This is a genomic window from Pseudomonas monachiensis, assembly GCF_047345015.1.
GTDB lineage: Bacteria > Pseudomonadota > Gammaproteobacteria > Pseudomonadales > Pseudomonadaceae > Aquipseudomonas > Aquipseudomonas monachiensis.
Map to the genome: position 1 here is coordinate 31,283 of NZ_CP178857.1, position 21,354 is coordinate 52,636.

18 protein-coding genes are annotated in these 21,354 nt (G+C 61.0%); 15 read left to right on the top strand and 3 right to left on the bottom strand.

The window, feature by feature from the left end; all coding sequences use genetic code 11:
* Positions 1 to 41 precede the first annotated feature (41 nt).
* The 6 genes from ACMDB8_RS00085 to ACMDB8_RS00110 all read left to right on the top strand — a co-directional run bounded on the left by ACMDB8_RS00085 (position 42) and on the right by ACMDB8_RS00110 (position 7,621).
* A complete protein-coding gene (locus ACMDB8_RS00085) occupies positions 42 to 2,198 on the top strand; it encodes a type I secretion system permease/ATPase (RefSeq protein ID WP_056727010.1) in 2,157 nt (718 codons plus the stop codon).
* A complete protein-coding gene (locus tag ACMDB8_RS00090; protein ID WP_056727009.1) occupies positions 2,188 to 3,552 on the top strand; it encodes an HlyD family type I secretion periplasmic adaptor subunit in 1,365 nt (454 codons plus the stop codon). Before ACMDB8_RS00085 ends, ACMDB8_RS00090 begins: the two co-directional genes overlap by 11 nt.
* A 383-nt stretch (positions 3,553 to 3,935) precedes the next feature.
* On the top strand, positions 3,936 to 4,823 hold the full coding sequence (locus ACMDB8_RS00095; RefSeq protein WP_056727008.1) for a TauD/TfdA dioxygenase family protein: 888 nt from the start codon (positions 3,936 to 3,938) through the stop codon (positions 4,821 to 4,823).
* A gap of 18 nt (positions 4,824 to 4,841) precedes the next feature.
* Positions 4,842 to 5,867, top strand: a complete 1,026-nt coding sequence (locus ACMDB8_RS00100; RefSeq protein ID WP_056727007.1) for an ABC transporter substrate-binding protein — start codon at positions 4,842 to 4,844, stop codon at positions 5,865 to 5,867.
* Between the two features lie 5 nt (positions 5,868 to 5,872).
* Entirely contained in the window at positions 5,873 to 6,733 is an 861-nt protein-coding gene (locus ACMDB8_RS00105; protein ID WP_056727006.1) for an ABC transporter ATP-binding protein, read from the top strand.
* A 21-nt stretch (positions 6,734 to 6,754) separates the two neighbouring features.
* Entirely contained in the window at positions 6,755 to 7,621 is an 867-nt protein-coding gene (locus tag ACMDB8_RS00110; protein WP_223542292.1) for an ABC transporter permease, read from the top strand.
* A gap of 206 nt (positions 7,622 to 7,827) precedes the next feature.
* On the opposite strand, the gene ACMDB8_RS00115 is transcribed toward ACMDB8_RS00110, so the two are convergent.
* Positions 7,828 to 8,679 carry an RHS repeat-associated core domain-containing protein gene (locus ACMDB8_RS00115; RefSeq protein WP_082563009.1) on the bottom strand — a complete coding sequence of 284 codons (852 nt, stop codon included), beginning with the start codon at positions 8,677 to 8,679 and terminating at the stop codon, positions 7,828 to 7,830.
* Positions 8,680 to 8,995: 316 nt separating this feature from the next.
* Here ACMDB8_RS00115 and ACMDB8_RS00120 point away from each other — a divergent pair, with 316 nt between their 5' ends.
* The 8 genes from ACMDB8_RS00120 (at position 8,996) to ACMDB8_RS00155 (ending at position 19,098) form a co-directional block, all read left to right on the top strand.
* Positions 8,996 to 9,916: a LysR family transcriptional regulator gene (locus ACMDB8_RS00120; RefSeq protein WP_056727003.1), complete on the top strand. Its 921-nt coding sequence runs from the start codon at positions 8,996 to 8,998 to the stop codon at positions 9,914 to 9,916.
* Between the two features lie 224 nt (positions 9,917 to 10,140).
* Positions 10,141 to 11,673, top strand: a complete 1,533-nt coding sequence (locus tag ACMDB8_RS00125; RefSeq protein WP_056727002.1) for an MFS transporter — start codon at positions 10,141 to 10,143, stop codon at positions 11,671 to 11,673.
* A 26-nt stretch (positions 11,674 to 11,699) separates the two neighbouring features.
* Positions 11,700 to 12,764, top strand: coding sequence for an HlyD family secretion protein (locus ACMDB8_RS00130; protein ID WP_056727001.1), 1,065 nt, complete (start codon positions 11,700 to 11,702; stop codon positions 12,762 to 12,764).
* Entirely contained in the window at positions 12,761 to 14,323 is a 1,563-nt protein-coding gene (locus ACMDB8_RS00135; RefSeq protein ID WP_409079065.1) for an efflux transporter outer membrane subunit, read from the top strand. The genes ACMDB8_RS00130 and ACMDB8_RS00135 overlap by 4 nt, the downstream gene beginning before the upstream one ends.
* A 79-nt stretch (positions 14,324 to 14,402) precedes the next feature.
* Positions 14,403 to 15,176, top strand: coding sequence for an efflux RND transporter periplasmic adaptor subunit (locus ACMDB8_RS00140; RefSeq protein WP_056726999.1), 774 nt, complete (start codon positions 14,403 to 14,405; stop codon positions 15,174 to 15,176).
* Positions 15,173 to 16,492: an efflux RND transporter periplasmic adaptor subunit gene (locus ACMDB8_RS00145; protein ID WP_409079066.1), complete on the top strand. Its 1,320-nt coding sequence runs from the start codon at positions 15,173 to 15,175 to the stop codon at positions 16,490 to 16,492. Before ACMDB8_RS00140 ends, ACMDB8_RS00145 begins: the two co-directional genes overlap by 4 nt.
* Positions 16,493 to 18,589 carry a biotin/lipoyl-binding protein gene (locus ACMDB8_RS00150; protein WP_056726997.1) on the top strand — a complete coding sequence of 699 codons (2,097 nt, stop codon included), beginning with the start codon at positions 16,493 to 16,495 and terminating at the stop codon, positions 18,587 to 18,589. It abuts the gene before it with no gap.
* A gap of 11 nt (positions 18,590 to 18,600) precedes the next feature.
* The gene (locus ACMDB8_RS00155) at positions 18,601 to 19,098 is read left to right on the top strand and encodes a GNAT family N-acetyltransferase (protein ID WP_056726996.1); all 498 of its coding nucleotides are present in this window, start codon (positions 18,601 to 18,603) and stop codon (positions 19,096 to 19,098) included.
* A 22-nt stretch (positions 19,099 to 19,120) separates the two neighbouring features.
* On the opposite strand, the gene ACMDB8_RS00160 is transcribed toward ACMDB8_RS00155, so the two are convergent.
* On the bottom strand, positions 19,121 to 19,432 hold the full coding sequence (locus ACMDB8_RS00160) for a DUF6916 family protein (protein WP_056726995.1): 312 nt from the start codon (positions 19,430 to 19,432) through the stop codon (positions 19,121 to 19,123).
* A 55-nt stretch (positions 19,433 to 19,487) separates the two neighbouring features.
* Positions 19,488 to 20,075 carry a phage tail protein gene (locus ACMDB8_RS00165; protein WP_409079067.1) on the bottom strand — a complete coding sequence of 196 codons (588 nt, stop codon included), beginning with the start codon at positions 20,073 to 20,075 and terminating at the stop codon, positions 19,488 to 19,490.
* A 313-nt stretch (positions 20,076 to 20,388) separates the two neighbouring features.
* Between ACMDB8_RS00165 and ACMDB8_RS00170 the strand changes: the two genes are divergently transcribed.
* Entirely contained in the window at positions 20,389 to 21,225 is an 837-nt protein-coding gene (locus tag ACMDB8_RS00170; protein ID WP_056726993.1) for a sulfotransferase family protein, read from the top strand.
* The last annotated feature ends 129 nt before the right edge of the window (positions 21,226 to 21,354 follow it).

Here is a 21,354-nt window from a genome sequence, read left to right on the forward strand (position 1 = left end):
CAGGACCTTCGTTGTTCAATTGTTAGCCAAGAGTGCCGAGCGTGGAATCAGAAGTCAGTCGGGTTCAACTCATTCATGATCCGCGCGCGTTGCATGACGATCCGTTACTGGATGGTCTGCTCGCTCTTTGCATGCTGCACCAGAAACCTGCCAGCGCGGCAATGCTGACCACCGGCCTGCCGCTGTTCGAGCAGCGCTTGACTGTTGAGTTGCTGCCTCGTGCGGCCGCTCGCGCGGGGCTGCAAGGCCGGGTGCTGCAACGCAAGCTGGAGGATGTTCCGGCGATTGCCATGCCGGCATTGTTGCTGCTCAAGGACGGTCGCAGTGCCGTCCTGCTCGGCTGGCAAGGCGAAGATCAGGTGCGGGTGCTGCTCAGCGAAAGCGATGGCGGTGAGTCTCTGGTCAGCCGTGAACTGCTGGCCGACGACTATATCGGCAAGGTCTTTTTCGCCCAGCCGCAGCACAAGTTCGACGTCAATCACGGCACGCTGATTCCGCGTGCGCGCTCGTGGTTCCGCGATACCCTCAAGCGTTCGCGCTGGTTGTACGCGGACGCCATCGCCGCCAGTTTTCTGATCAACATCATTGCCATGGCCGCGCCGTTGTTCGTGATGAACGTCTACGACCGCGTCGTGCCGAACCAGGCCGAAGCGACGCTCTGGGTGCTGGCACTCGGCATCACGGGCGCCTACCTCTTCGACCTGATCCTGAAAAGCCTGCGCAGCCTGTGCCTGGATCTGGCCGGCAAGAAAACCGACCTGATCATCTCGGCCACGCTGTTCGAGCGCATCGTCGGCATGGCCATGAAATACCGGCCGGCGCGGGTCGGCAGCTTTGCCCAGAACATCCATGAGTTCCAGAGCCTGCGGGACTTCCTCGCCTCGCTGACCCTCACCAGCCTGATCGACCTGCCGTTCACGATTCTGATCTTTATCGTTATCGCGATCCTCGGCGGGCACTTGGTGTGGATACCGGTACTGGCATTCCCGATCGCCCTGGCCATCGGCTATGCCTTGCAGAAACCCCTGGTGGCGACCATGGAGCGGACCATGGCGCTGGGGGCCGAGCGTCAGTCTAGCCTGATCGAAACCCTGGCCGGCCTGGATGCGGTGAAGGTCAACAACGCCGAAAGCGAACGCCAGTATCAGTGGGAACAGACCATCGGCACCCTCAGTCGTCTTGAGTTGCGGGTGAAAATGCTCTCCGGCCTGGCGATGAACATCACCTTGCTGATCCAGCAGCTGGCCGGGGTGATCATGATCGTCTTCGGCGTGTACCAGATCATCGACGGTCACCTGAGCATGGGCGGCCTGATTGCCTGCTACATGCTCAGTGGCCGTGCACTCAGCCCGCTGGCGTCGCTGTCCGGGCTGCTGACTCGTTATCAGCAGGCGCGGGTGACCATGACCTCGGTCGACCAGATGATGGAGCTGCCACAGGAGCGCAATTTCGAAGAACGTCCGCTCAGCCGCAAGGTGCTGCAGGGCGGCATTGAGTGCCGCCAACTCAACTTCACCTACCCGCAACAGCAGAACCTGGCGCTGAAGAACATCAACCTGTCGATCAGTCCCGGCGAGAAGGTCGGCATCATTGGCCGAAGCGGCTCGGGCAAGAGCTCGTTGGCGAAATTGCTGGTGGGGTTGTACCAACCAGATGACGGAGCGCTGTTGGTCGATGGAGTGGATATCCGCCAGATCGACGTCAGCGAGCTGCGCTACAACATCGGCTACGTGCCACAGGACATTCAATTGCTCGCCGGCACCTTGCGCGACAACCTGGTTTCCGGCGCGCGGTATGTCGAGGACGAACTGGTGCTGCAAGCCGCAGAGCTGGCCGGCGTCCACGAATATGCGCGCCTGCATCCGCAGGGCTATGAGCTGCAAGTCGGTGAGCGCGGGCAGAACCTGTCCGGTGGTCAACGACAAAACGTCGCCCTGGCCCGTGCATTGTTGCTCAACCCGCCGATCCTGCTGCTCGACGAGCCGACCAGCGCCATGGACAACACCGGCGAAGAGCGCCTCAAACAGCGCCTGGCGGCGGTGATCGAAAACAAGACCATGGTGCTGGTGACGCACCGGGCATCGCTGTTGTCGCTGGTGGATCGGCTGATCGTGGTCGACCGCGGGCAGATACTCGCCGACGGCCCGAAAGCCGCGGTGATGGAAGCATTGAAGAAGGGGCAGATCAGTGTTGCTTAAGTCGGGTAAGGATTCGATCCGTCGCTACTTCAAAGGCACTGCTTCACTTCAGGGCCAGCCGCTACCTGAGGTCAACAAGGCGTTGATCGAGGATGCGCCACGGGTGGTGCGACTGACGATCTGGGCGATCATTGCGTTCTTTGTGTTCCTGATGCTCTGGGCCAACTTCGCGGTAATCGACGAGGTGACCAAGGGCGACGGCAAGGCGATCCCATCGTCGAAGATCCAGAAAATCCAGAACCTTGAAGGCGGTATCGTTGCCGAGCTGTTCGTCAAGGAAGGCCAGATCGTTGAAGCCGGCGCACCGCTGATTCGCCTGGACGACACGCGATTTGCTTCGAACGTCGGTGAAACCGAGGCTGATCGGTTGTCGATGCTGCTGCGGGTAGAACGCCTGAGCGCCGAGGTCGAGGATCGCCCGCTGAACTTCCCCGAGGATGTGCTCAAGGCCGTGCCGGGTCAGGCCAAGAGTGAAGAATCGCTCTATATAAGCCGCCGCCAACAGTTGCACGACGAGATTGGCGGCTTGCAGGAACAGTTGATCCAGCGCCAGCAAGAGCTGCGCGAATTCACGTCCAAGCAGGCCCAGTATCGCCAGCAATTGGGCTTCCAGCGTCAGGAAATCAGCATGTCCGAGCCGTTGGTGGCCCAGGGCGCGGTATCGCCGGTGGAAGTTCTGCGCCTCAGGCGTGCCGAAGCGGAGACCCGTGGTCAGCTCGACGCCACCACCCTGGCCATTCCGCGTGCCGAGTCGGCAATCAAGGAAGTGCAGCGCAAGGTCGATGAAACCCGTGGCAAGTTCCGTAGCGAAGCCCTGACCCAACTCAACGAAGCGCGCACCGACCTGAACAAGGCCCAGGCCACCGGTAAGGCCCTGGAGGATCGGGTCAGCCGGACGCTGGTCACTTCGCCAGTGCGGGGCATCGTCAACAAGCTGCTGGTCAATACCATCGGCGGGGTTATCCAGCCGGGCAGCGACCTGGTGGAAATCGTGCCACTGGACGACACCTTGCTGGTCGAGGCGAAGATCCGCCCGCAGGACATCGCGTTCCTGCATCCTGGGCAGGAAGCGACGGTGAAATTCACCGCCTATGACTACACCATCTACGGCGGGTTGAAGGCCAAGCTGGAGCAGATCGGCGCCGACACCATCACCGATGAAGACAAGAAGACTACTTACTACATCATCAAGCTGCGCACCGACCGCAGCCACTTGGGCACCGATGAAAAGCCGTTGCTGATCATTCCGGGGATGGTGGCTTCGGTGGACATCATCACCGGCAAGAAGACCGTCCTCAGCTACCTGCTCAAGCCGATCATTCGCGCACGGGCCGAGGCCCTGCACGAGCGGTAATCTTCATCAAGGCTAATGACCTCATCGTCGGAACGCCGCCCGGAGCAAGCTCGCTCCCACAGTCGATCTGTGTTGAAACGCAATTTTTGTGTTTCCACTGACCCCTGTGGGAGCGAGCTTGCTCGCGATAGCGTCCGCCCAAACACCACAACCCTGTCAGAAAGTGACAAATAACGTCACACCGCGATTCCTCCATTCCCTTAGCAATCGCCATATAGTTATTCGTTAACGGTATTTAAATTTCAATTCTTATATCTATAAAGTTAATCTCCTGCGTACCTGCCGACCAATCGGCGCGCCGCACGACACGAACCAACACGGGACCTCCGTGAGTTTCTGATCGACGCGCGCGCCTTTGAGCGTGCCGTGCGTGGGAGTGATTTATGTCTGCAGCTTCAGCTTCGCCAAACATCGCGCCGCAATTCTTTGAAGTCCGCCCGTTCAGCGGAGCGGTGGGCGCCGAGATCATCGGTCTCGACCTGTCCCGCCCGATCAATGATCAGGATTTCGCACGCATTCACCGTGCGCACCTGGACCATCACGTGGTGGTGTTCCGCGACCAGCGCATCACCCCTGAACAACACATCGATTTCAGTCGCCGTTTTGGCGTGTTGCAGATCCATGTGCTCAAGCAGTTCCTGCTGGCGGGGCATCCGGAAATCCTCATCGTGTCCAACATTGTCGAAAACGGCCAGAACATCGGTCTCGGCGACGCCGGCAAGTTCTGGCATTCCGATCTCTCCTACAAGGAGCTGCCGAGCCTGGGCTCGATGCTGCATGCCCAGGAGCTGCCGTCGGAAGGTGGCGACACATTGTTCGCCGATATGCACAAAGCCTGGGACAGCCTGCCGCTCGCGTTGCGCAAAGCCGTGGAGGGTCGCTCGGCGGCGCACTCCTACACGGCGCGTTACAGCGAGACCAAGTTCGAAGGCAACTGGCGTCCGACCCTGACCCCGGAGCAACTCGCTCAGGTCGCCGAAGTGGTGCATCCGGTGGTGCGAACCCACCCGGAAAACGGCCGCAAGGCGTTGTTCGTCAGCGAAGGGTTCACCACCCGTATCGTTGGCCTGCCGGAAGACGAGAGCCAGCAACTGCTGACCGAGCTCTACGCCCACAGCGTGCTGCCGCAAAACATCTACCGCCATCAATGGCAGCCCCATGACCTGGTGTTCTGGGACAACCGTTCGCTGATCCACCTCGCCGCCGGATGCCCCAGCCATCTGCGCCGCAAGCTGTATCGCACCACCATCCAGGGCGACGCGCCTTTCTGATTTGCCGGAGATCTGATTATGTCCAAACGTCTTCCATTCGCACCGCTGGCCGCGGCCATCGGCCTGGGGTTCAGCCTGGTCGCCGGCAGCCTGGTGGCGCCGACCGTGGCCCACGCCGAAGGTGAAATCCGCATTGCCGAACAGTTCGGCATCGTTTACTTGCTGCTCAATGTGGTGCGCGATCAGAACCTGATCGAGAAGTATGGCAAGCAGGAAGGTATTGATATCAAGGTCGACTGGACCCAGCTCTCCGGCGGCGCGGCGGTCAACGATGCGTTGCTGTCGGGCTCGATCGACATTGCCGGCGCCGGTGTCGGCCCGCTGCTGACCATCTGGGATCGCACCCACGGCAAGCAGAACGTAAAAGCCGTGGCTTCCCTGGGTAACTTTCCGTACTACCTGGTGAGCAATAATCCGAAAGTCAAAACCATCGCCGACTTCACCGAGAAGGACCGTATCGCGGTGCCGGCGGTGGGTGTGTCGGTGCAGTCGCGCTTCCTGCAATACGCGGCGGCCAGACAGTGGGGCGACAAGGAGTTCAATCGCCTCGACAAGTACACCATCGCCGTTCCACATCCTGATGCCACGGCAGCGCTGGTAGCCGGCGGCACCGAGCTGAGCGGGCACTTTTCCAACCCGCCGTTCCAGGATCAGGAACTGGCCAATCCCAACGTGCACGTGGTGCTGAACACCTATGACCTGCTCGGTCCGAACTCGCCGACGGTGCTGTTCGCCACCGAGAAATTCCGCAATGAGAATCCGAAAACCTACAAGGCATTCATTGATGCGCTGACCGAAGCGGCCACGTTTGCCCAGAACGACAAGGGCGCGGCAGCCGACACCTATATCCGCGTTACCAAGGCCAAAATCGACCGCGCCGCGTTGCTGAAAATCATCGACAACCCGCAGTTCGAATTCAGCGTCACGCCGAAGAACACTTACCCGTTGGCCGAGTTCCTCTACCGCGTCGGCGCGATCAAAAACAAACCGGATTCATGGAAGGACTACTTCTTCCAGGACGCCAAGCCGCTGCAAGGGAGCTGACCGACATGAATGCCCCTTTGCAAGGCCACACGGTCAGCAAACCGATCGCGGCAGCCCAGGCGCTGCTATCGGTCGATAACGTCAGCCTCGAATACCGCACCCCGCAGCGGGTAGTGCGGGCGACCCATCAAGTCAGTTTCGAGATCGATCCGGCGGACCGCTTTGTCCTGCTCGGGCCATCCGGTTGTGGCAAGTCGACGTTGCTCAAGGCCGCCGCCGGCTTCATCCAGCCAGTGGAAGGCGAGATCCGTCTGCAAGGCCAGCGCGTCGATGCGCCGGGACCTGACCGGATCGTGGTGTTCCAGGAGTTCGACCAACTGCCGCCGTGGAAAACCGTGAAGCAGAACGTGATGTTTCCACTGCTGGCCTCGAAAACCCTCAAGCGCAGGGAGGCCGAAGAGCGAGCGCTGCACTATCTGGAAAAGGTCGGCCTGGCGGCGTTTGCCGATGCCTATCCGCACACCTTGTCAGGCGGGATGAAGGCCAGGGTCGCCATCGCCCGTGCGCTGGCGATGCAGCCGAAAATCCTGTTGATGGACGAACCCTTCGCCGCTCTTGACGCCCTGACCCGGCGCAAGATGCAGGAAGAATTGCTGCTGCTCTGGGAGGAAGTGCGCTTCACGCTGCTGTTCGTCACGCACTCTATCGAAGAGGCGCTGGTGGTGGGCAATCGCATTCTGTTGCTGTCGCCCCATCCGGGCCGGGTGAGGGCGCAAGTCCACAGCCACCAATACGATTTGCACAGCCTCGGCGGTGTAGCGTTTCAGGAATCGGCGCGACGTATTCACCGGCTGCTGTTCGACGAAGGCCAATCACCGCAAGCCGAGCATGAACTGGATTTCGCCGACATCCGCATCGCTTATTGAGCCAGTTGAGAGGAGGGTCCGATGAGCTATTTATCATCCCCGCGTGAAGAGTTCGAAACGGTTTTGCAGCCGCTGACCAGCGTGCCGCTGGAGCGGGAATTACCCCTGGGCCAACGACTGTGGCAACAAGGTTGGTTGCGCAAAACCCTGATCCTGATCTTGCTCGCCGTGCTTTGGGAAGCCGTTGCGCGGTATCAGAACAACGACCTGCTGCTGCCGGGTTTTGTGCAAACCGCATACGCCTTGTACGACGGCCTGCTCAGCGGTGAATTGCTGGGTAAGGTATGGATTTCCCTGGTGGTGTTGCTCAAGGGTTACCTGATCGGCATCGTCCTGGCGTTTGCCCTGACGACACTGGCGGTGTCGACGCAATTCGGTCGCGATCTGCTTAGCACCCTGACCTCGATGTTCAACCCCTTGCCGGCCATCGCCCTGCTGCCGTTGGCGCTGTTGTGGTTTGGGTTGGGCCAGAACAGCCTGATTTTCGTGCTGGTGCATTCGGTGCTCTGGGCACTGGCGCTGAACACCTACGCCGGCTTCCTCGGCGTCTCGGAAACCCTGCGCATGGCCGGGCGCAACTACGGCCTCAAGGGCATGCGTTTCGTGCTGTTCATCCTGATTCCGGCGGCACTGCCGTCAATTCTCGCCGGGCTGAAAATCGGCTGGGCGTTTGCCTGGCGGACGTTGATTGCTGCCGAGCTGGTGTTTGGTGCGACCAGCGGCAAGGGCGGGTTGGGCTGGTACATCTTTCAGAATCGCAATGAGCTGTACACCGACAAGGTGTTTGCCGGGTTGGCGGTGGTGATTCTGATTGGGTTGCTGGTGGAGAACCTGGTGTTTGATTCGTTGGAGCGGGTGACGGTTAGGCGGTGGGGGATGGTGCGGTGAAGTAGAAACTTCGCCGTGTTAAATCTGAATGTTGGAATAGATTCTACGGTGTTTGCGACGCTCTATCGCAAACACCGCATGGACAAGCAATATGTCGTTTGGCTGCGGTCGGTTGCCAGCAGCACGGTGCGTTGCCAGGTTTGGTTGTTTGAATCAACGGTTTTGCGCTGAGTCATTTTGGGAGTCTTCATGAGAGTCACGTGCTTCTAAGTTGTACGAATGATTGCGACAACTTCCCCGGTCCCCTTGTTCAGCAGAGAAGTGTGCTGCCTTGCGTCAAAATTCGTTTGTACATGGTCGTAGTTAGAGGATTGGATTTGAGGTTTTTCCGCTTTTGTTCGACCACGAAAAGTAGAGACGGCAGGTTTTTCTTGAGCAGAATTTATTTGTTGCCTGGCCTGATTGGGTCGATGTGAGTATCCAAACGAGCGTGAAGCAGTGCTCTGCGATATCGGAGGTGAAACTACACGACTTGGTGGAACAGGAAATGGCTCACTCCCTACCGTGGCAGCAATGACGGACTTTTTGGCGTTTCCTAGTGCGGCGGACATCTTTGAAGCGCTGCTACCAATAAGGCTAGTGGTGCTATTTATTGCGTTTTTTGTCGCATAGGCCGTCGTCTTGACAGTTTGCGTAGCAACATTGGTCACCCGTTCGGTGAGCCGCTGCAAAGCTCTGGAGAACGCCCATATCGATTTCCCCGTCGGATCAGAATTCATCACCGGCTCCCCGCCGCAATACATGTACGCATTCAACCCACCCTTTTCAAATGGACTCAAACTGTCCGGGCTCTGAAAGCGCATCAACTGCGGGTTGTAAGCACGGTAACCATTACCCAACAAATACCATTCAGGTTTGACCTCACGTAATTCGCCGTTAAACCCTAGCCGCGTCATGACCCCAAGTTGTGACGATTGCTGGCCATAGGGCGAGTACGCAATGAGATTAAGATTGCCCGCATCGACTTCGATCAATACCGAGTTTTTGAGATCTACTGCCAGCAAGACCGGGCGTTGCTGGCTGGGGGGCTGCTGATCAACAGGTTTGGCCTGACTCATATCGGGGAGCTTCGCGGAAGTGGGATATGGCTTAATGTTTTACTCGCTTGAACCCAACTAGATAACTATCAGAACTGATAGTGGCTCGAGTCGCGCACCTGGGGCGGTGCAGATGGATGTGGTGACTGCACGGCCGTCTTCGCGAGCAGGCTCGCTCCCACATTGGTTCTTTGTCGTACACAAATTTTGCGACCACCTTGGATCCCTTGTAGGAGCGAGCCTGCTCGCGAAGAGGCCGGTACAGTCAAAGCATCATTCGGAGGATGTTTGCTAGCATTGCATTTGACTCAACCAAGATCAGCCATGAGTGCTCACCATGCAACTCCCAGACATGAACCTGTTGGTCGCCCTCGACGCCTTGCTCGACGAGGGCAGTGTGGTCGGCGCGGCGCGGCGGATGAATCTGAGCCCGGCGGCCATGAGCCGGACGTTGACGCGCATCCGTGAAGCCATTGGCGATCCGATCCTGGTGCGCGCCGGTCGTGGCCTGGTGCCGACCCCCAAGGCGCTGGAGTTGCGCGAGCAGGTGCGCAGTGTGGTGGAGCAGGCCGGGTTGCTGTTTCGTTCGGCCGATGCGGTGGAGCTGAGCTCGCTGCGGCGGCGGTTCAGTATTCGGGCCAACGACTTCTTTGTCGGTGTCTACGGCGGCAAGTTGTTCGACACCCTTGATCGGCAGGCGCCGCACTGCGAACTGCGTTTCGTCCCGGAAGGCGATGGCGATGATGAGGCGTTGCGCGAAGGGCGGATCGATCTGAGCGTCAGCAACACCCGGCCGTTGACCCCGGAAGTGAAGATTCAGAACCTGTTTTCCACCCACTTCGTTGGTCTGGTGCGCGAGGATCATCCGCTGCTGGACGATGAGATCACGGCAGAGCGTTATGCGGGCTTCTCGCATATCAGCATGTCCCGGCGCGGCATTGCCCGGGGGCCGATCGATACCGCGCTCAATGCCCTGGGGCTGGAGCGGCGGGTGGCGGTGATCGCGCCGAGCTTTCATGCGGCAATGTTTGCCTTGCCCGATTCCGACCTGATTCTGCCGGTGCCCAAGGAAGCCTTGCTGAGTGTGCGACGGCTCGGCCTGAAGCTGCGCTCGTTCGACTTGCCGATCCCGTTGCCGACCTTGATGCTGACCCAGGCCTGGCACCCGCGTTTCGACAAGGATCCGGCCCATCGCTGGTTGCGTGAGACGCTCAAGGCGTGTTGCGATGAGACGTGGCTGGCTGCGCAGCCGGACTGAGGTCGAGCGCAATTTCCCCCTGTGGGAGCGGGCTTGCTCGCGAATGCGATTTGTCATTCAACATTGATACCGACTGACCCAACGCCTTCGCGAGCAAGCCCGCTCCCACAAGGGGTTTTGTATTGTTGCGTAAGGCGCACTTATAACCTGCCGATAAGTTGATTTTCGTCAGGCATTACGCTTCCTAGAATGCTTCGGTCTTTCCACGCCGGAGCTTGCAGTACATGACTTCCCTTACGGTCACGGCACCTGTTGCTGCGGCCAGCATGGCAGCCGCTCCACCCGTCTTCGGCCCGCGGATCATCATCGGCCTGGTGGGCGTGTTGCTGGCGGTGCTGGTGTCGGGCCTGAACGAGATGGTGACCAAAGTCGCCCTGGCCGACATCCGTGGTGCGCTGGCCATCGGCTACGACGAAGGCACCTGGCTGGTGGCCTGTTACACCGCGACTTCCGTAGCGGCCATGGCCTTCGCGCCGTGGTGTGCGGTGACGTTCTCGTTGCGGCGTTTCACCCTGTGCGCCATCAGCCTGTTCACCCTGCTGGGTGTGTTGTGCCCCTTCGCCCCGAATTACGAAAGCCTGTTGTTGCTGCGCACCCTGCAAGGCCTGGCGGGCGGTGCATTGCCACCCATGCTGATGACCGTGGCCCTGCGATTTCTGCCCGCCAACGTGAAGTTGTATGGCCTGGCCGGTTATGCCCTGACGGCGACGTTCGGCCCGGGCCTGGGCACGCCGTTGGCCGGGTTGTGGACCGAATATGTCGGCTGGCAATGGACCTTCTGGCAGATAATCGCGCCGTGCCTGATTGCCATGGCCGCGGTGGCGTACGGCTTGCCCCGGGATCCGCTGCGCCTGGAGCGCTTCAAGTCCTTCAACTGGCGTGGTGTGCTGCTGGGTTTTCCCGCCATCTGCATGCTGGTGATCGGCATCCTGCAGGGCAACCGCCTGGACTGGTTCGAGTCCAGCCTGATCTGCGGATTGCTCGGCGGCGGGCTGTTGTTGCTGGTGCTGTTTTTAACCGGCGAGTGGTCGCAGCCGATTCCGTTTTTCAAGATGCAGATGCTCGGTATCCGTAACCTGTCTTTCGCCCTGCTGACCCTGGCGGGCGTACTGGTGGTGTTGCAGGCGGTGATCATTATTCCGTCCAGCTACCTGGCGCAAGTCCAGGGTTATCGCCCGGTGCAGACCGCGCCGATCATGCTGCTGGCGGCGCTGCCGCAATTGATTGCGCTGCCGTTGGTGGCGGCGCTGTGCAACTTTCGCTGGGTCGATTGCCGCTGGGTGTTGGGCATCGGCCTGAGCATGCTGGCGCTGTCGTGCGTCGGCGGCTCGCAACTGACGTCCGCGTGGATTCGCGACGATTTCTATGTGCTGCAATGGCTGCAGATTTTCGGTCAGCCCATGGCAGTGTTGCCGCTGCTGATGCTGTCCACCGGCAGCATCAACCCGATGGAAGGGCCGTTCGCATCGGCCTGGTTCAACACCGTCAAAGGCCTGTCGGCGGTCATCGCCACCGGGGTGATCGAGGCGTTGACCACGGCACGCCTGCATTTTCACTCGACCATGCTGGTCGATCGCCTCGGCAATTCGCCGCTGGCCGAGCACGACAGCGCAAGTCTCGCTCATCGTCTGCATGAGCAAGCCGTGGTGCTCACTTCCTCTGATCTTTACCTGTGCATGGCCGGGCTCGCCGTGACCTTGATCCTGCTGATTTTCTGGCTGCCGACGCGGATCTTTCCACCGCGCGCACCGACCTGAATGCTCCACTGATACAGAAGGCTTTTATGAACACTCAAGCAAAACAGAAAGTCGCGGTGGCCGTGGCCGCCGCGTTGGCCGTCGGCGTGTTGCTGTACCTGGCGATGCCCGGCCTGTTCGGCAAGCGTACCCGGCAGAACACCAACGATGCTTACGTCTCAGCGGATTTCACCCTGGTGGTGCCGCGGGTTGCCGGGTTTATCAAGCAAGTGCTGGTGGAGGACAACCAGCAGGTCAAGGCCGGGCAGTTGCTGGCACTGATCGACGACCGGGATCTACGCGCCGCCGCCGAGGCCGCCGATGCCGAAACGCTGGTGGCCAGGGCGCAACTGCAAAACGCCCGGGCGACCCTCGAGCGCCAGGCGTCAGTGATTGCCCAGGCGCAATCCTCGGTGGTTTCGGCCAAGGCGGAAGTGGCCTTTGCCGAGCACGAACTGAGCCGCTACAACCACCTCGCCGGGGTGGGCGCCGGCACGGTGCAAAACGCACAACAGGCAAAAACACGCATCGACCAGGCCTCCGCACGGCTGGCCAACGCTACGGCAGTACTGGCGGCGGAACGCAAGCAGGTGGAGATCCTCACGGCCCAGCGCGATGGGGCCGAAGGGGGGCTGAAACGGACGCAAGCGAAGCTGGAAATGGCCAGCTACGAGTTGTCCTATACGAGGATCGTCGCGCCTCAGGACGGCATGGTCGGCGAACGCGCGGTGCGGGTCGGCGCCTACGTCACGCCGGGCAGCAAAATCCTCGCGGTGGTGCCGCTGGCGCAGGCATACGTGATGGCCAATTTCCAGGAAACCCAACTGACGGATGTGCAGCCGGGGCAGGTTGTGCAAGTGCGCGTCGACAGTCTGGGCGGTGCGGCATTGAACGGTCGTGTCGAAAGCATTGCACCGGCCACGGGGGTGACGTTTGCCGCGGTCAAACCGGACAACGCCACCGGCAACTTCACCAAGGTGGTGCAGCGGATACCGGTGAAGATCGTGCTGGAGCCGGGACAGTCGCTGGCCGAGCGCTTGCGGGTGGGGATGTCGGTGGAGGCGAGTATTGATACGGCCACCGCCAAGGCGAAAGAGGTTGTTCAGCGATGAAGATATGCGTTGATCGCGCTGATGCCTTCGCGAGCAAGCCCGCTCCCACATTGAATCGCATTCCCATGTGGGAGCGGCGGTGCGGCGATCCGACTTGCTCGCGAAGAGGTCATCAGTCTCGCCTGATTTTTTCTGTCTTGCTTGTGCTGAGCCTGTCAGCCTGCACCGTCGGCCCGGACTTCCACAAGCCTGCGGCACAGCCAATCGCCGAATGGTCAAAACCATCAAGGGCAGCCGCCAGCCAGGCCATCGCCGAAACGATGACCGAGCGCTGGTGGGAGGTGTTCCACGACCCCAAACTTTCGGCCCTGAGCCAACGCGCCCTGACCGACAACCTCGACCTGAAGCTGGCCAGCAGCCGCTTGCAGCAAAGTCGCGCAGTTCGTCAGGTCATCACCGCCGAGCGCTACCCCAGCACGGCGGCCAGCGGTCGTTACGGACGCAACCGCAACAGTGGAGAAGGCCTGAACGACCCGTCAGGACACAACGGCCAGTCCGCATTCAACCTGTGGGATGCCGGCTTTTCCGCCTCCTGGGAACTGGATTTCTGGGGGCGCGTGCGGCGGGAAACCGAAGCGGCCGACGCCAACCTGGAAGTCGCCGAGAACGACCGACGCGGCGTGCTGCTGTCGGTGCTGGCCGAAACCGCCCAGGACTACATTCAACTGCGCGGTGTGCAGAACACCCGGCTCGTCACCGAACAGAATCTCGACGTTGCCCGCCATAGTCTGAAGCTCTCGCAGTTGCGCCTGGCCGACGGCGTCGCGACGGATCTGGATGTCGCCGAAGCTGCCGCGCAGGTGGCGGCCATCGAATCGCGCCTGCCCGCACTGGAGCTGCGCCAGTGGCAACTGATCAACGCCTTGAGTCTGTTGATGGGCGAACCGCCCCAGGCATTGGCGACGGAGTTATCCACAGACGCACCGGTGCCACAGACTCCGCGTCAGATCGCCATTGGCCTGCCATCGCAACTGGCTGCTCGTCGGCCGGACATTCGCCAGGCCGAAGCGCGGCTGCATGCCGCCACTGCCAGCATTGGCGTGGCCAAGGGCGATTTCTATCCGCGAATCACCCTGTCGGGGAACATCGGTTCCCAGGCCATGCAACTGAGCGACTTCGGCTCCTGGGGTTCGCGTTCGTTCGGGATCGGCCCGCAGTTCAGCTTGCCGTTGTTCGACGGAGGCCGCTTGCGTGGCGTACTCGAGTTACGCGAAGCACAACAACAGGAAGCCGCTATCGCCTATCAGCAAACCGTATTGCGCGCCTGGCATGAAATCGATGACCAGTTGACCGCCTACAACGCCAGCCAGTTGCGCCGCGACAGCCTGGCCGAAGCCGTGCGCCAGAACCGCATTGCTCTGGACACCGCGCAACAGCAGTACGTTGAGGGTGTGGTGGATTTCGTCACCGTACTCACTGTGCAAGGGGCGTTGTTGGCGACTCAGGAGCAGTGGGTCGAGAGTTCGACCGGCGTGTCGCTGGCGGCCGTCGGGTTGTACAAGGCTTTGGGTGGGGGGTGGGAGTCGGTGTATCCGTTGACCGAGACCGCGCAGCGTTAATACGCAGGGAATGATGGCCATCTGCTTGACGCTAGTCACCGCTGCCGTAGACTCGATTGATCCGAAAGGGAGTACGGTCATGCGGATTTTCTGTGTGTTGGGGTTGGTCTTCGTCGCAAGCGTTGTCCAGGCGCAAACGCCTGGGGCAGACGATCCGCTTGCGCAAATGGATGCAGGCGCCAGTGCTGCGACCAGCACCGAGGCTCGCGGTGTATTGCGGGCCCGGGATCAGGCCGTACTGGCCAGTGAGGTGCCTGGGCGGATTGTCGAGTTGCCGTTCAGCGAGGGGGAATCGTTCAAGAAGGGCGATACCCTGGCGCGGTTCGATTGCTCGGCCTATCAGGCGCAGCTCAATGCCGCTCAAGCGGCCAGCCGTGGCGCGGGTGAAGAGCTGGCGCACAACCGGCAACTGGCCGCGCTGAATTCGGTCGGGCGTTTCGAAGTGGCACGTGCCGAGGCCAAAGTCAGCGAAACCCAGGCGCAGTCCCAGGTGTATCAAGTGCAGGTCAAGCGCTGCAGCGTGCTGGCGCCGTTCGATGGCCAGGTCGTCGAGCGCAAGGTACAGCGCTATGAAAGCGTACCTGCCGGTGCACCATTGCTGGACGTGGTCGACAATCGCACCCTGGAAATCCACCTGCTGGTGCCCTCGCGCTGGATGGCCCGACTCAAGCCCGGCCAGACCTTCAGCTTTGTCCCCGATGAAACCGGCAAGCCTTTGGACGCGACAGTCAAGCGCCTGGGCGCACGAATCGATGAAGGCAGCCAGACCCTGCTGCTGGTGGCCAGCGTGCCCGACGCCAGCGGGCTGCTGGCCGGCATGAGCGGCACGGCGCATTTCGCGGAGTCCAGGTGAACGCGCCGGTGAGCGGCGGTGCCGAACAGGTATTCGCACGTTTCCTTGATCTTGAGCGCCAGACCCGCGCAGCCCAAACGCCCGCCCAATTGGCCTACAGCCTGGTCAATGATGGCCAGGCACTGTTTGGTTTTCGCCATGCGGCACTGTTGATCGCCGGCAAGGTGCAGGCCGTGACCGGTGTCAGTACGGTGGAGCCGAACTCACCCTTTGTAGCGTTCGTCGAGCAGGCAGTGGCGCAGTTGTTCAAGCGCGAACAGTTGCAGCAGGCGCGGGTCGTTGCCGCCGATGTCCTCAGCGAGTCGCTGCAGGATGAATGGCAAAGCCTGTCGGCTGCGCAGGTGTTCTGGCTGCCGCTGATCGATCGCCGGGGCGAGGTGTTCGGCGGGTTGTGGCTGGCCCGGGATGTTGCGTGGAACCCTGCCGAACAAGTCCTGCTGGCGCAATTGGGCGATACCTACAGCCACGCCTGGCAGGCATTGCAACCGCGCAAGCCATGGCGTCTGCGCTGGACCTGCAAACGCCAGGCGCTGCTGGTCGCGTTGCTATTGCTCGGGCTGTTCATCCCGGTGCGCCAGTCCGTATTGGCACCGGCCGAAGTGGTGCCGCTGGGGGGGCGGGTCGTGGCCGCACCGCTGGACGGTGTGATTGCCGAGTTCCTGGTCAAACCCAATCAGACGGTGAAGGCCGGCGATCTGCTGCTGCGCTTCGAAAGCACCACGCTCAAGGCCCAGGCTGATGTCGCCGAACGTGCCCTCGGGGTTGCCGAGGCGGAGCTCAAGGCCAACTCCCAGCGTTCGTTCGCCGATGCCGAGTCCAGTTCGAAACTGGATTTGCTGGCTGCCCGGGTTGAGCAGAAACGCGCCGAGCGAGATTACGCCCGTGAACTGCTCAAGCGCAGCGAAGTGCGCGCCGAGCGCGATGGCATTGCGGTGTTTGCCGATGCCGAACGCTGGACTGGCAAGCCGGTGCAGACCGGCGAGCGACTGATGGAAATCGCCGATCCGACCCAGGCGCAATTGCGTATCGAGCTGGCGGTGGGGGACGCGATATCCCTGGAGCCCGGCGCTGAAGTCGCCCTGTTCCTCGACAGTGATCCGCTGCAACGGCATCTGGCCAGGCTCGAACGTTCGGCTTATGAAGCGCAACCCACGGCGGGCGGGCAATTGGCTTATCGGCTGGATGCGAATTTCGACGCGCCGCCTCCGCGCATCGGTTTGCGCGGCACGGCAAAAATCTTCGGTGACAGGGCACCGCTGGCGTTGTACCTGCTGCGTCGACCGTTGGCCGGTTTACGTCAGAGCGTGGGCTTGTAAGTGAACCTGCCCGGTCTGCGTGCCGACCTGCAATTGTCCCCGGCAGCGCCGGCGCTGGACGGTGCGCCCAGCTGGACGCTGGCCGACCCGGTGCGGGGGCGTTACTTCAAGCTCGGTACTACGGCGATGCGCTTGTTGCGCCACTGGTCGCTGGGTGAGCCCGAGCAGGTCCTGCAAGCGGCCAATCGCGAACCGGGACTGGCGCTGGACGCTGCGGATCTGGAGCAGTTGCTGGTTTTTTTGCGCAGTCACGATCTGATTACCGCCCTCGATCCCCAGCAGCGTGCCAGTTACAGCGTTAAAGCGGATGCCCAGCGCCGGAGCCTGTGGCAAGTGTTGCTGCATCAGTACCTGTTTTTTCGTATTCCGCTGTGGCGCCCCGAGCGTTTTCTCAATCGCGCCTGGCCCTGGCTGGAGCGCTTTGGCCCGCAAGCGCTGCGCTATGGATTACCCGCTGTGCTGGGGTTAGGGGTGTTTCTGGTGTCGCGGGACTGGCAGCGATTTATCGCGACGTTTCCGCATTTGTTCAGCCTTGGCGGTGCATTGGCTTTTGGCGTGTCCCTGTTCTTCGCCAAGCTCTGCCACGAATTCGGTCATGCGTTCATGGCCAAGCGCGCCGGTTGTCGGGTGCAGAGCATGGGCGTGGCGTTCATGGTGCTGCTGCCGATGTTCTATACCGATGTCAGCGATGCCTGGCGGGTCAATGATCGCAAGGCCCGGTTGCTGATTGGCGCGGGCGGCGTGCTGGCGGAGTTGCTGTTGGCGTGCATTGCCTTGCTGGCGTGGTCGTTGCTGCCCGACGGTCCCGCCCGCACCGCGGCGTTCATGCTCGCCAGTGCCACGTGGATCACCACATTGGTGGTCAATCTCAACCCGTTCATGCGCTTTGACGGTTATTTTTTGCTCAGCGATTTCTGGCAGGTCGATAACCTGCAAGGTCGGGCGTTTGCCCTGTGCCGGTGGCGTCTGCGCGAGTTTTTATTCGGCTACGGCGCAGCGGCGCCGGAGCCTTGGTCGCCGACAATGCAACGGCGTTTGCTGATCTGGGGGTATGGCTCGTGGTTATGGCGCGCGGCATTGTTTTTTGGGATCGCTCTGGCGGTCTATCACCTGTTTTTCAAGGTGTTGGGGATTTTCCTGATGCTGGTGGAGCTGGTCTGGTTCATCTTTGTGCCCATCATGAGTGAGTGGCGCCAGTGGTGGAGCCGCCGCGAGCAGGCGCATGGACCGCGGGTGCTGCTCAGCAGCCTGGTGCTGCTCGGACTGTTATCGGTGCTTATCCTGCCTTGGCGCAGTGCCGTCGAGGTGCCGGCCATGCTGGAAGCGGGCCGGGTCAGCACCTTGCACGCGCCAGTGGCGGCACGGATCAAAGCCGTGAAGGTGCATGACGGACAGTCGGTGGCGCAGGGCGAAGTCCTGATCGAGCTGGAGTCCCCGGATCTCGATTCGCGCCAGGCTATTGCGCGCCGGGAAATCGAGATTCAGCAGTTGCAAATGCGCCGACAGGCCGGCCGCAGCGAAACGGCTTCCGATGCCGCCATCGTCGAGCAGCGCCTGGCCGAAGCGGTCGCCGAATACCGAGGGCTGGCGGCTCAGCGCGAGCGGTTGCTATTGCGTGCCCCCCATGCCGGCACCGTGCGTGACCTGCTGTCGCAATGGACGGTGGGGCGCTGGCTGTCGACCCGGGAGCCGCTGGCCAGGGTGGTCGAGGACGGCGTGCGCTTGCGCGGCTATCTGGCCGAGGCAGAGCTCTGGCGCGTGGTACCGGGCGCTACCGGACGGTTTATCGCCGATGATCCGATGCACCCGGCGATTGCGGTGCAATTGAGCGAAATCGACACCAACGGGGTGGCGTTTGTCGATCAGGAGGCACTGACTTCCGATCACCACGGACCGATTGCCGTGCGTCGCGATCAGCATCAACGGGCCGAGCCGGTACAGGCGCAATACGGCGCGCGGTTGATGACCCTCGAACCGGCGCCGACGCCGGTGCAGCCGTTGCGTGGCGTGGTCGTGTTGCAGGGCGGTGGCGAGTCTTTATTGGGGGGCGCCTGGCGACGCGTGGCGGCGCTGGGGGTCAGGGAAAGCGGTTTTTAAGGAGAGCGACGATGGCGAACAGCAGTGCTGTGGCAGCCGAAGGTTTGGTGGTACGGCCTTCGCTAGCCAGTGATGGGCCTTTTTTGCAGCGCCTGTATCAATCGGCCCGACCGGACCTGCAATGGATCGACGATAGTGTGGAGGTGGTCGAGCAGGTTGTGGCCCAGCAGTTCCAGGTGCAGGAGCAAGGACTGGGTGAAAACTTCCCCAATGCCATGCATTACGTGGTTGAGAAGCTTGGTACTGCGATCGGCGCATTGAGCACTGATTTCGGGCCGAACGAGATTCGCGTGCTGTATCTGGCCTTCATCCCGGCGGCGCGGGGGCAGGGGTATGGGCGGGCGGTATTGCAGGGGGTGCAGAAAGCCGCCCAACAGATTCGTTGCCCGGTGGCGACGGTGGTCTGGGCCAGCAATCCCCATGCGCTTGCGCATTACCTGGCGCTGGGCTTTGCAGTGCAGGAATACAACGTCGCGGCACAACGGCTGGTGTGGTATCCGCAAGGCTGAAGGCACTGCGAGCCAGAAAGGGTCAGTTGAAGGCGATGTAGAAGTAGCCTCGCTGCGGATCACGTCCCATCGAAGGCACCCGGGAAACGAAAATGTTTTCCACTTCGCCCAATTCCGGCAATTGCAGCATGCATAGACCGTCCACAAAATCGGTCGGGACCAGGCTGTTGAGCTCGACACTGAATGGCATGCGCTCACTGTTGCGCATGCGGGCGCCGGGTGAGTCTTCAAGGTGTTCGATCTGCATCGGCAATTCACTGCCGTCGGGCAGGCGTAGGGCGACGGTCTGGCCCAGCAGGGCCTGGAAATGATGGCTTTGAACCGCTTGCAACATGATCAGGCTCCGAAAAATGAACAGTGCCGGGGGGCGTGCGGCCCCCGGCGAATCTTCAGCTGCGCGATGGAAAATACCCTTGCAGGGCGATGCTGAAGTTGATGACCAGGAACGGGTTCATCACGCTCATGGGCTGGGCTCCGCCCGTGGAGGCAATCTCTCCGGTGACGGTGGTGCTCACGCCCTTGAGTGCCACCGCCGACGCTCCTTGTTGATCGGAGTAGATATTCGCCGTCCCCGGTCCGCCGCTCGAAGCGCCGATGAAGGAGTTGGTTGCAGTTGGCGCGTTTACGGGGTTGCTCGAGGGATTGGCCAGTTGCAGGGTAGTGGTGGCGGTCAGTCCGGACAACAGGTGGGTGTGGTTAGGCATGTTGCCGATGGTCGCGGTGACGTTTTCGGTACCGGAAATCTCGCCAATGGTGCGCGGGCTGAGATTGGTACCGGTGCCCTGGGCCATCGGTAAGCGGCCTTGCAGGTTGGGTAGCATGAAGGTGGTCTGGCCGTCGCCGCCGTAGTTCACGCCAATCAGCGAGAACAATGCACTCCATTGCGCAATGCTCAACGTCTGGCCATTGCAAAGGGCCCAGTTCTGGGGGGCGAAATCAAAGGCGAAAGGCTGGATAGTGCCGATAAATACTTCCATGAATCCTCATCCTTCAGGTTGGTGGTTGGCGCGCCACGCGGCTGCCAGGCACCTGGGGGTGTCGACTCCTTTTCTTTGCGTGGCTCGGTCACGCCACGTCACAGCGTAGACGTAGATTGTGGGTGTCGTGGCGAGGTTGTTTTGTCCGATGGACGCTTCCCCAGGGTTGTCGTCGTTAAAGTCCTTCACTGGTTGCGCAAAGCTCGGTATCAGGTCGGTTTAGCTTCAAATTGATATCAAAACACCACTAGTCGAGGCGTTATCGATCGACTACGCTTTGTCCTACAAAGGACTATCAAAACGGTGAAGGGACTTGCACCATTTTCATTTCATTTCCGGTTTGCCGCGCTCGGGCTCGACCCTGCTTTCTGCAATCCTGTTGCAGAACCCGCGTTTCCATGCCGGAATGACCAGCCCGGTGGGTTCCCTGTTTTCCGGTGTTCTGGAGCAGTGCAGCGCTGGCAGCGAGTTCGGCGCGGTGATCGACACCGACATGCGCCGCCGTCTGTTGCGCGGCCTGTTTGACTCCTTCTACGCCGACAAGGCTGACAAGTCGGTGGTGTTCGACACCAACCGTCTTTGGAGCGCCCGGCTGCCGGCCATCAACGATCTGTTTCCCAGGGCCAAGGTGATTGCCTGTGTGCGCAATGTTGCCTGGATCATGGACAGCATCGAGCGGCTTTACCGCGCCAATCCCTATGAAAACACCAAGCTCTTCGGCGATGCCGTCGAGCGCAACACCGTCTATAGCCGTTGCGAAACCCTGGCCCAGCGCAATCGGCTGGTGGGATTTGCCTGGGCGGCGCTCAAGGAAGCCTATTACGGCGAACATGCCGACTCCTTGCTGATCATCGACTATGACTTGTTGACCCAGGCTCCGGAGCGGGTGCTGCGGCTGGTCTACGACTTTGTCGACGAACCCTGGTTCGAGCACGACTTCGAAAACCTGGCATACGACGCCCCGGAATTCGATCAAGCCCTCGGGGTGAACGGCCTGCACAAGGTCAGGCCCAAGGTTGCCGTCCAGGCCCGGCGCACCATCCTGCCGCCGGATCTGTTCAAGCAATACTCAGACTTGTCCTTTTGGCTCGATGGCTCTGCCAGCGCCGCCAATGTCATTCGTATGAAGTCCGACGCCGCGAACATTTGATCGCGGCGTTTTTCATTGATGCCTTACGTATATTCGTTCGAATTCGGGTGAGCAGCATGTGGTGGACCATTTTTGACGGGGCAAAGGCAAAGTCACGGGCAACCGAAGGCCAACGGACGCCAGCGGCGC

What these genes read in the sequence shown, in the direction of transcription:
- ACMDB8_RS00095 (WP_056727008.1), top strand. Translation starts at nt 3,936, where the DNA reads ATGTCTGCAGCTTCAGCTTCGCCAAACATCGCGCCGCAATTCTTTGAA.
- ACMDB8_RS00100 (WP_056727007.1), top strand. Translation starts at nt 4,842, where the DNA reads ATGTCCAAACGTCTTCCATTCGCACCGCTGGCCGCGGCCATCGGCCTG.
- ACMDB8_RS00105 (WP_056727006.1), top strand. Translation starts at nt 5,873, where the DNA reads ATGAATGCCCCTTTGCAAGGCCACACGGTCAGCAAACCGATCGCGGCA.
- ACMDB8_RS00110 (WP_223542292.1), top strand. Translation starts at nt 6,755, where the DNA reads ATGAGCTATTTATCATCCCCGCGTGAAGAGTTCGAAACGGTTTTGCAG.
- ACMDB8_RS00115 (WP_082563009.1), bottom strand. Translation starts at nt 8,679, where the DNA reads ATGAGTCAGGCCAAACCTGTTGATCAGCAGCCCCCCAGCCAGCAACGC.
- ACMDB8_RS00120 (WP_056727003.1), top strand. Translation starts at nt 8,996, where the DNA reads ATGCAACTCCCAGACATGAACCTGTTGGTCGCCCTCGACGCCTTGCTC.
- ACMDB8_RS00125 (WP_056727002.1), top strand. Translation starts at nt 10,141, where the DNA reads ATGACTTCCCTTACGGTCACGGCACCTGTTGCTGCGGCCAGCATGGCA.
- ACMDB8_RS00130 (WP_056727001.1), top strand. Translation starts at nt 11,700, where the DNA reads ATGAACACTCAAGCAAAACAGAAAGTCGCGGTGGCCGTGGCCGCCGCG.
- ACMDB8_RS00135 (WP_409079065.1), top strand. Translation starts at nt 12,761, where the DNA reads ATGAAGATATGCGTTGATCGCGCTGATGCCTTCGCGAGCAAGCCCGCT.
- ACMDB8_RS00140 (WP_056726999.1), top strand. Translation starts at nt 14,403, where the DNA reads ATGCGGATTTTCTGTGTGTTGGGGTTGGTCTTCGTCGCAAGCGTTGTC.
- ACMDB8_RS00155 (WP_056726996.1), top strand. Translation starts at nt 18,601, where the DNA reads ATGGCGAACAGCAGTGCTGTGGCAGCCGAAGGTTTGGTGGTACGGCCT.
- ACMDB8_RS00160 (WP_056726995.1), bottom strand. Translation starts at nt 19,432, where the DNA reads ATGTTGCAAGCGGTTCAAAGCCATCATTTCCAGGCCCTGCTGGGCCAG.
- ACMDB8_RS00165 (WP_409079067.1), bottom strand. Translation starts at nt 20,075, where the DNA reads ATGGAAGTATTTATCGGCACTATCCAGCCTTTCGCCTTTGATTTCGCC.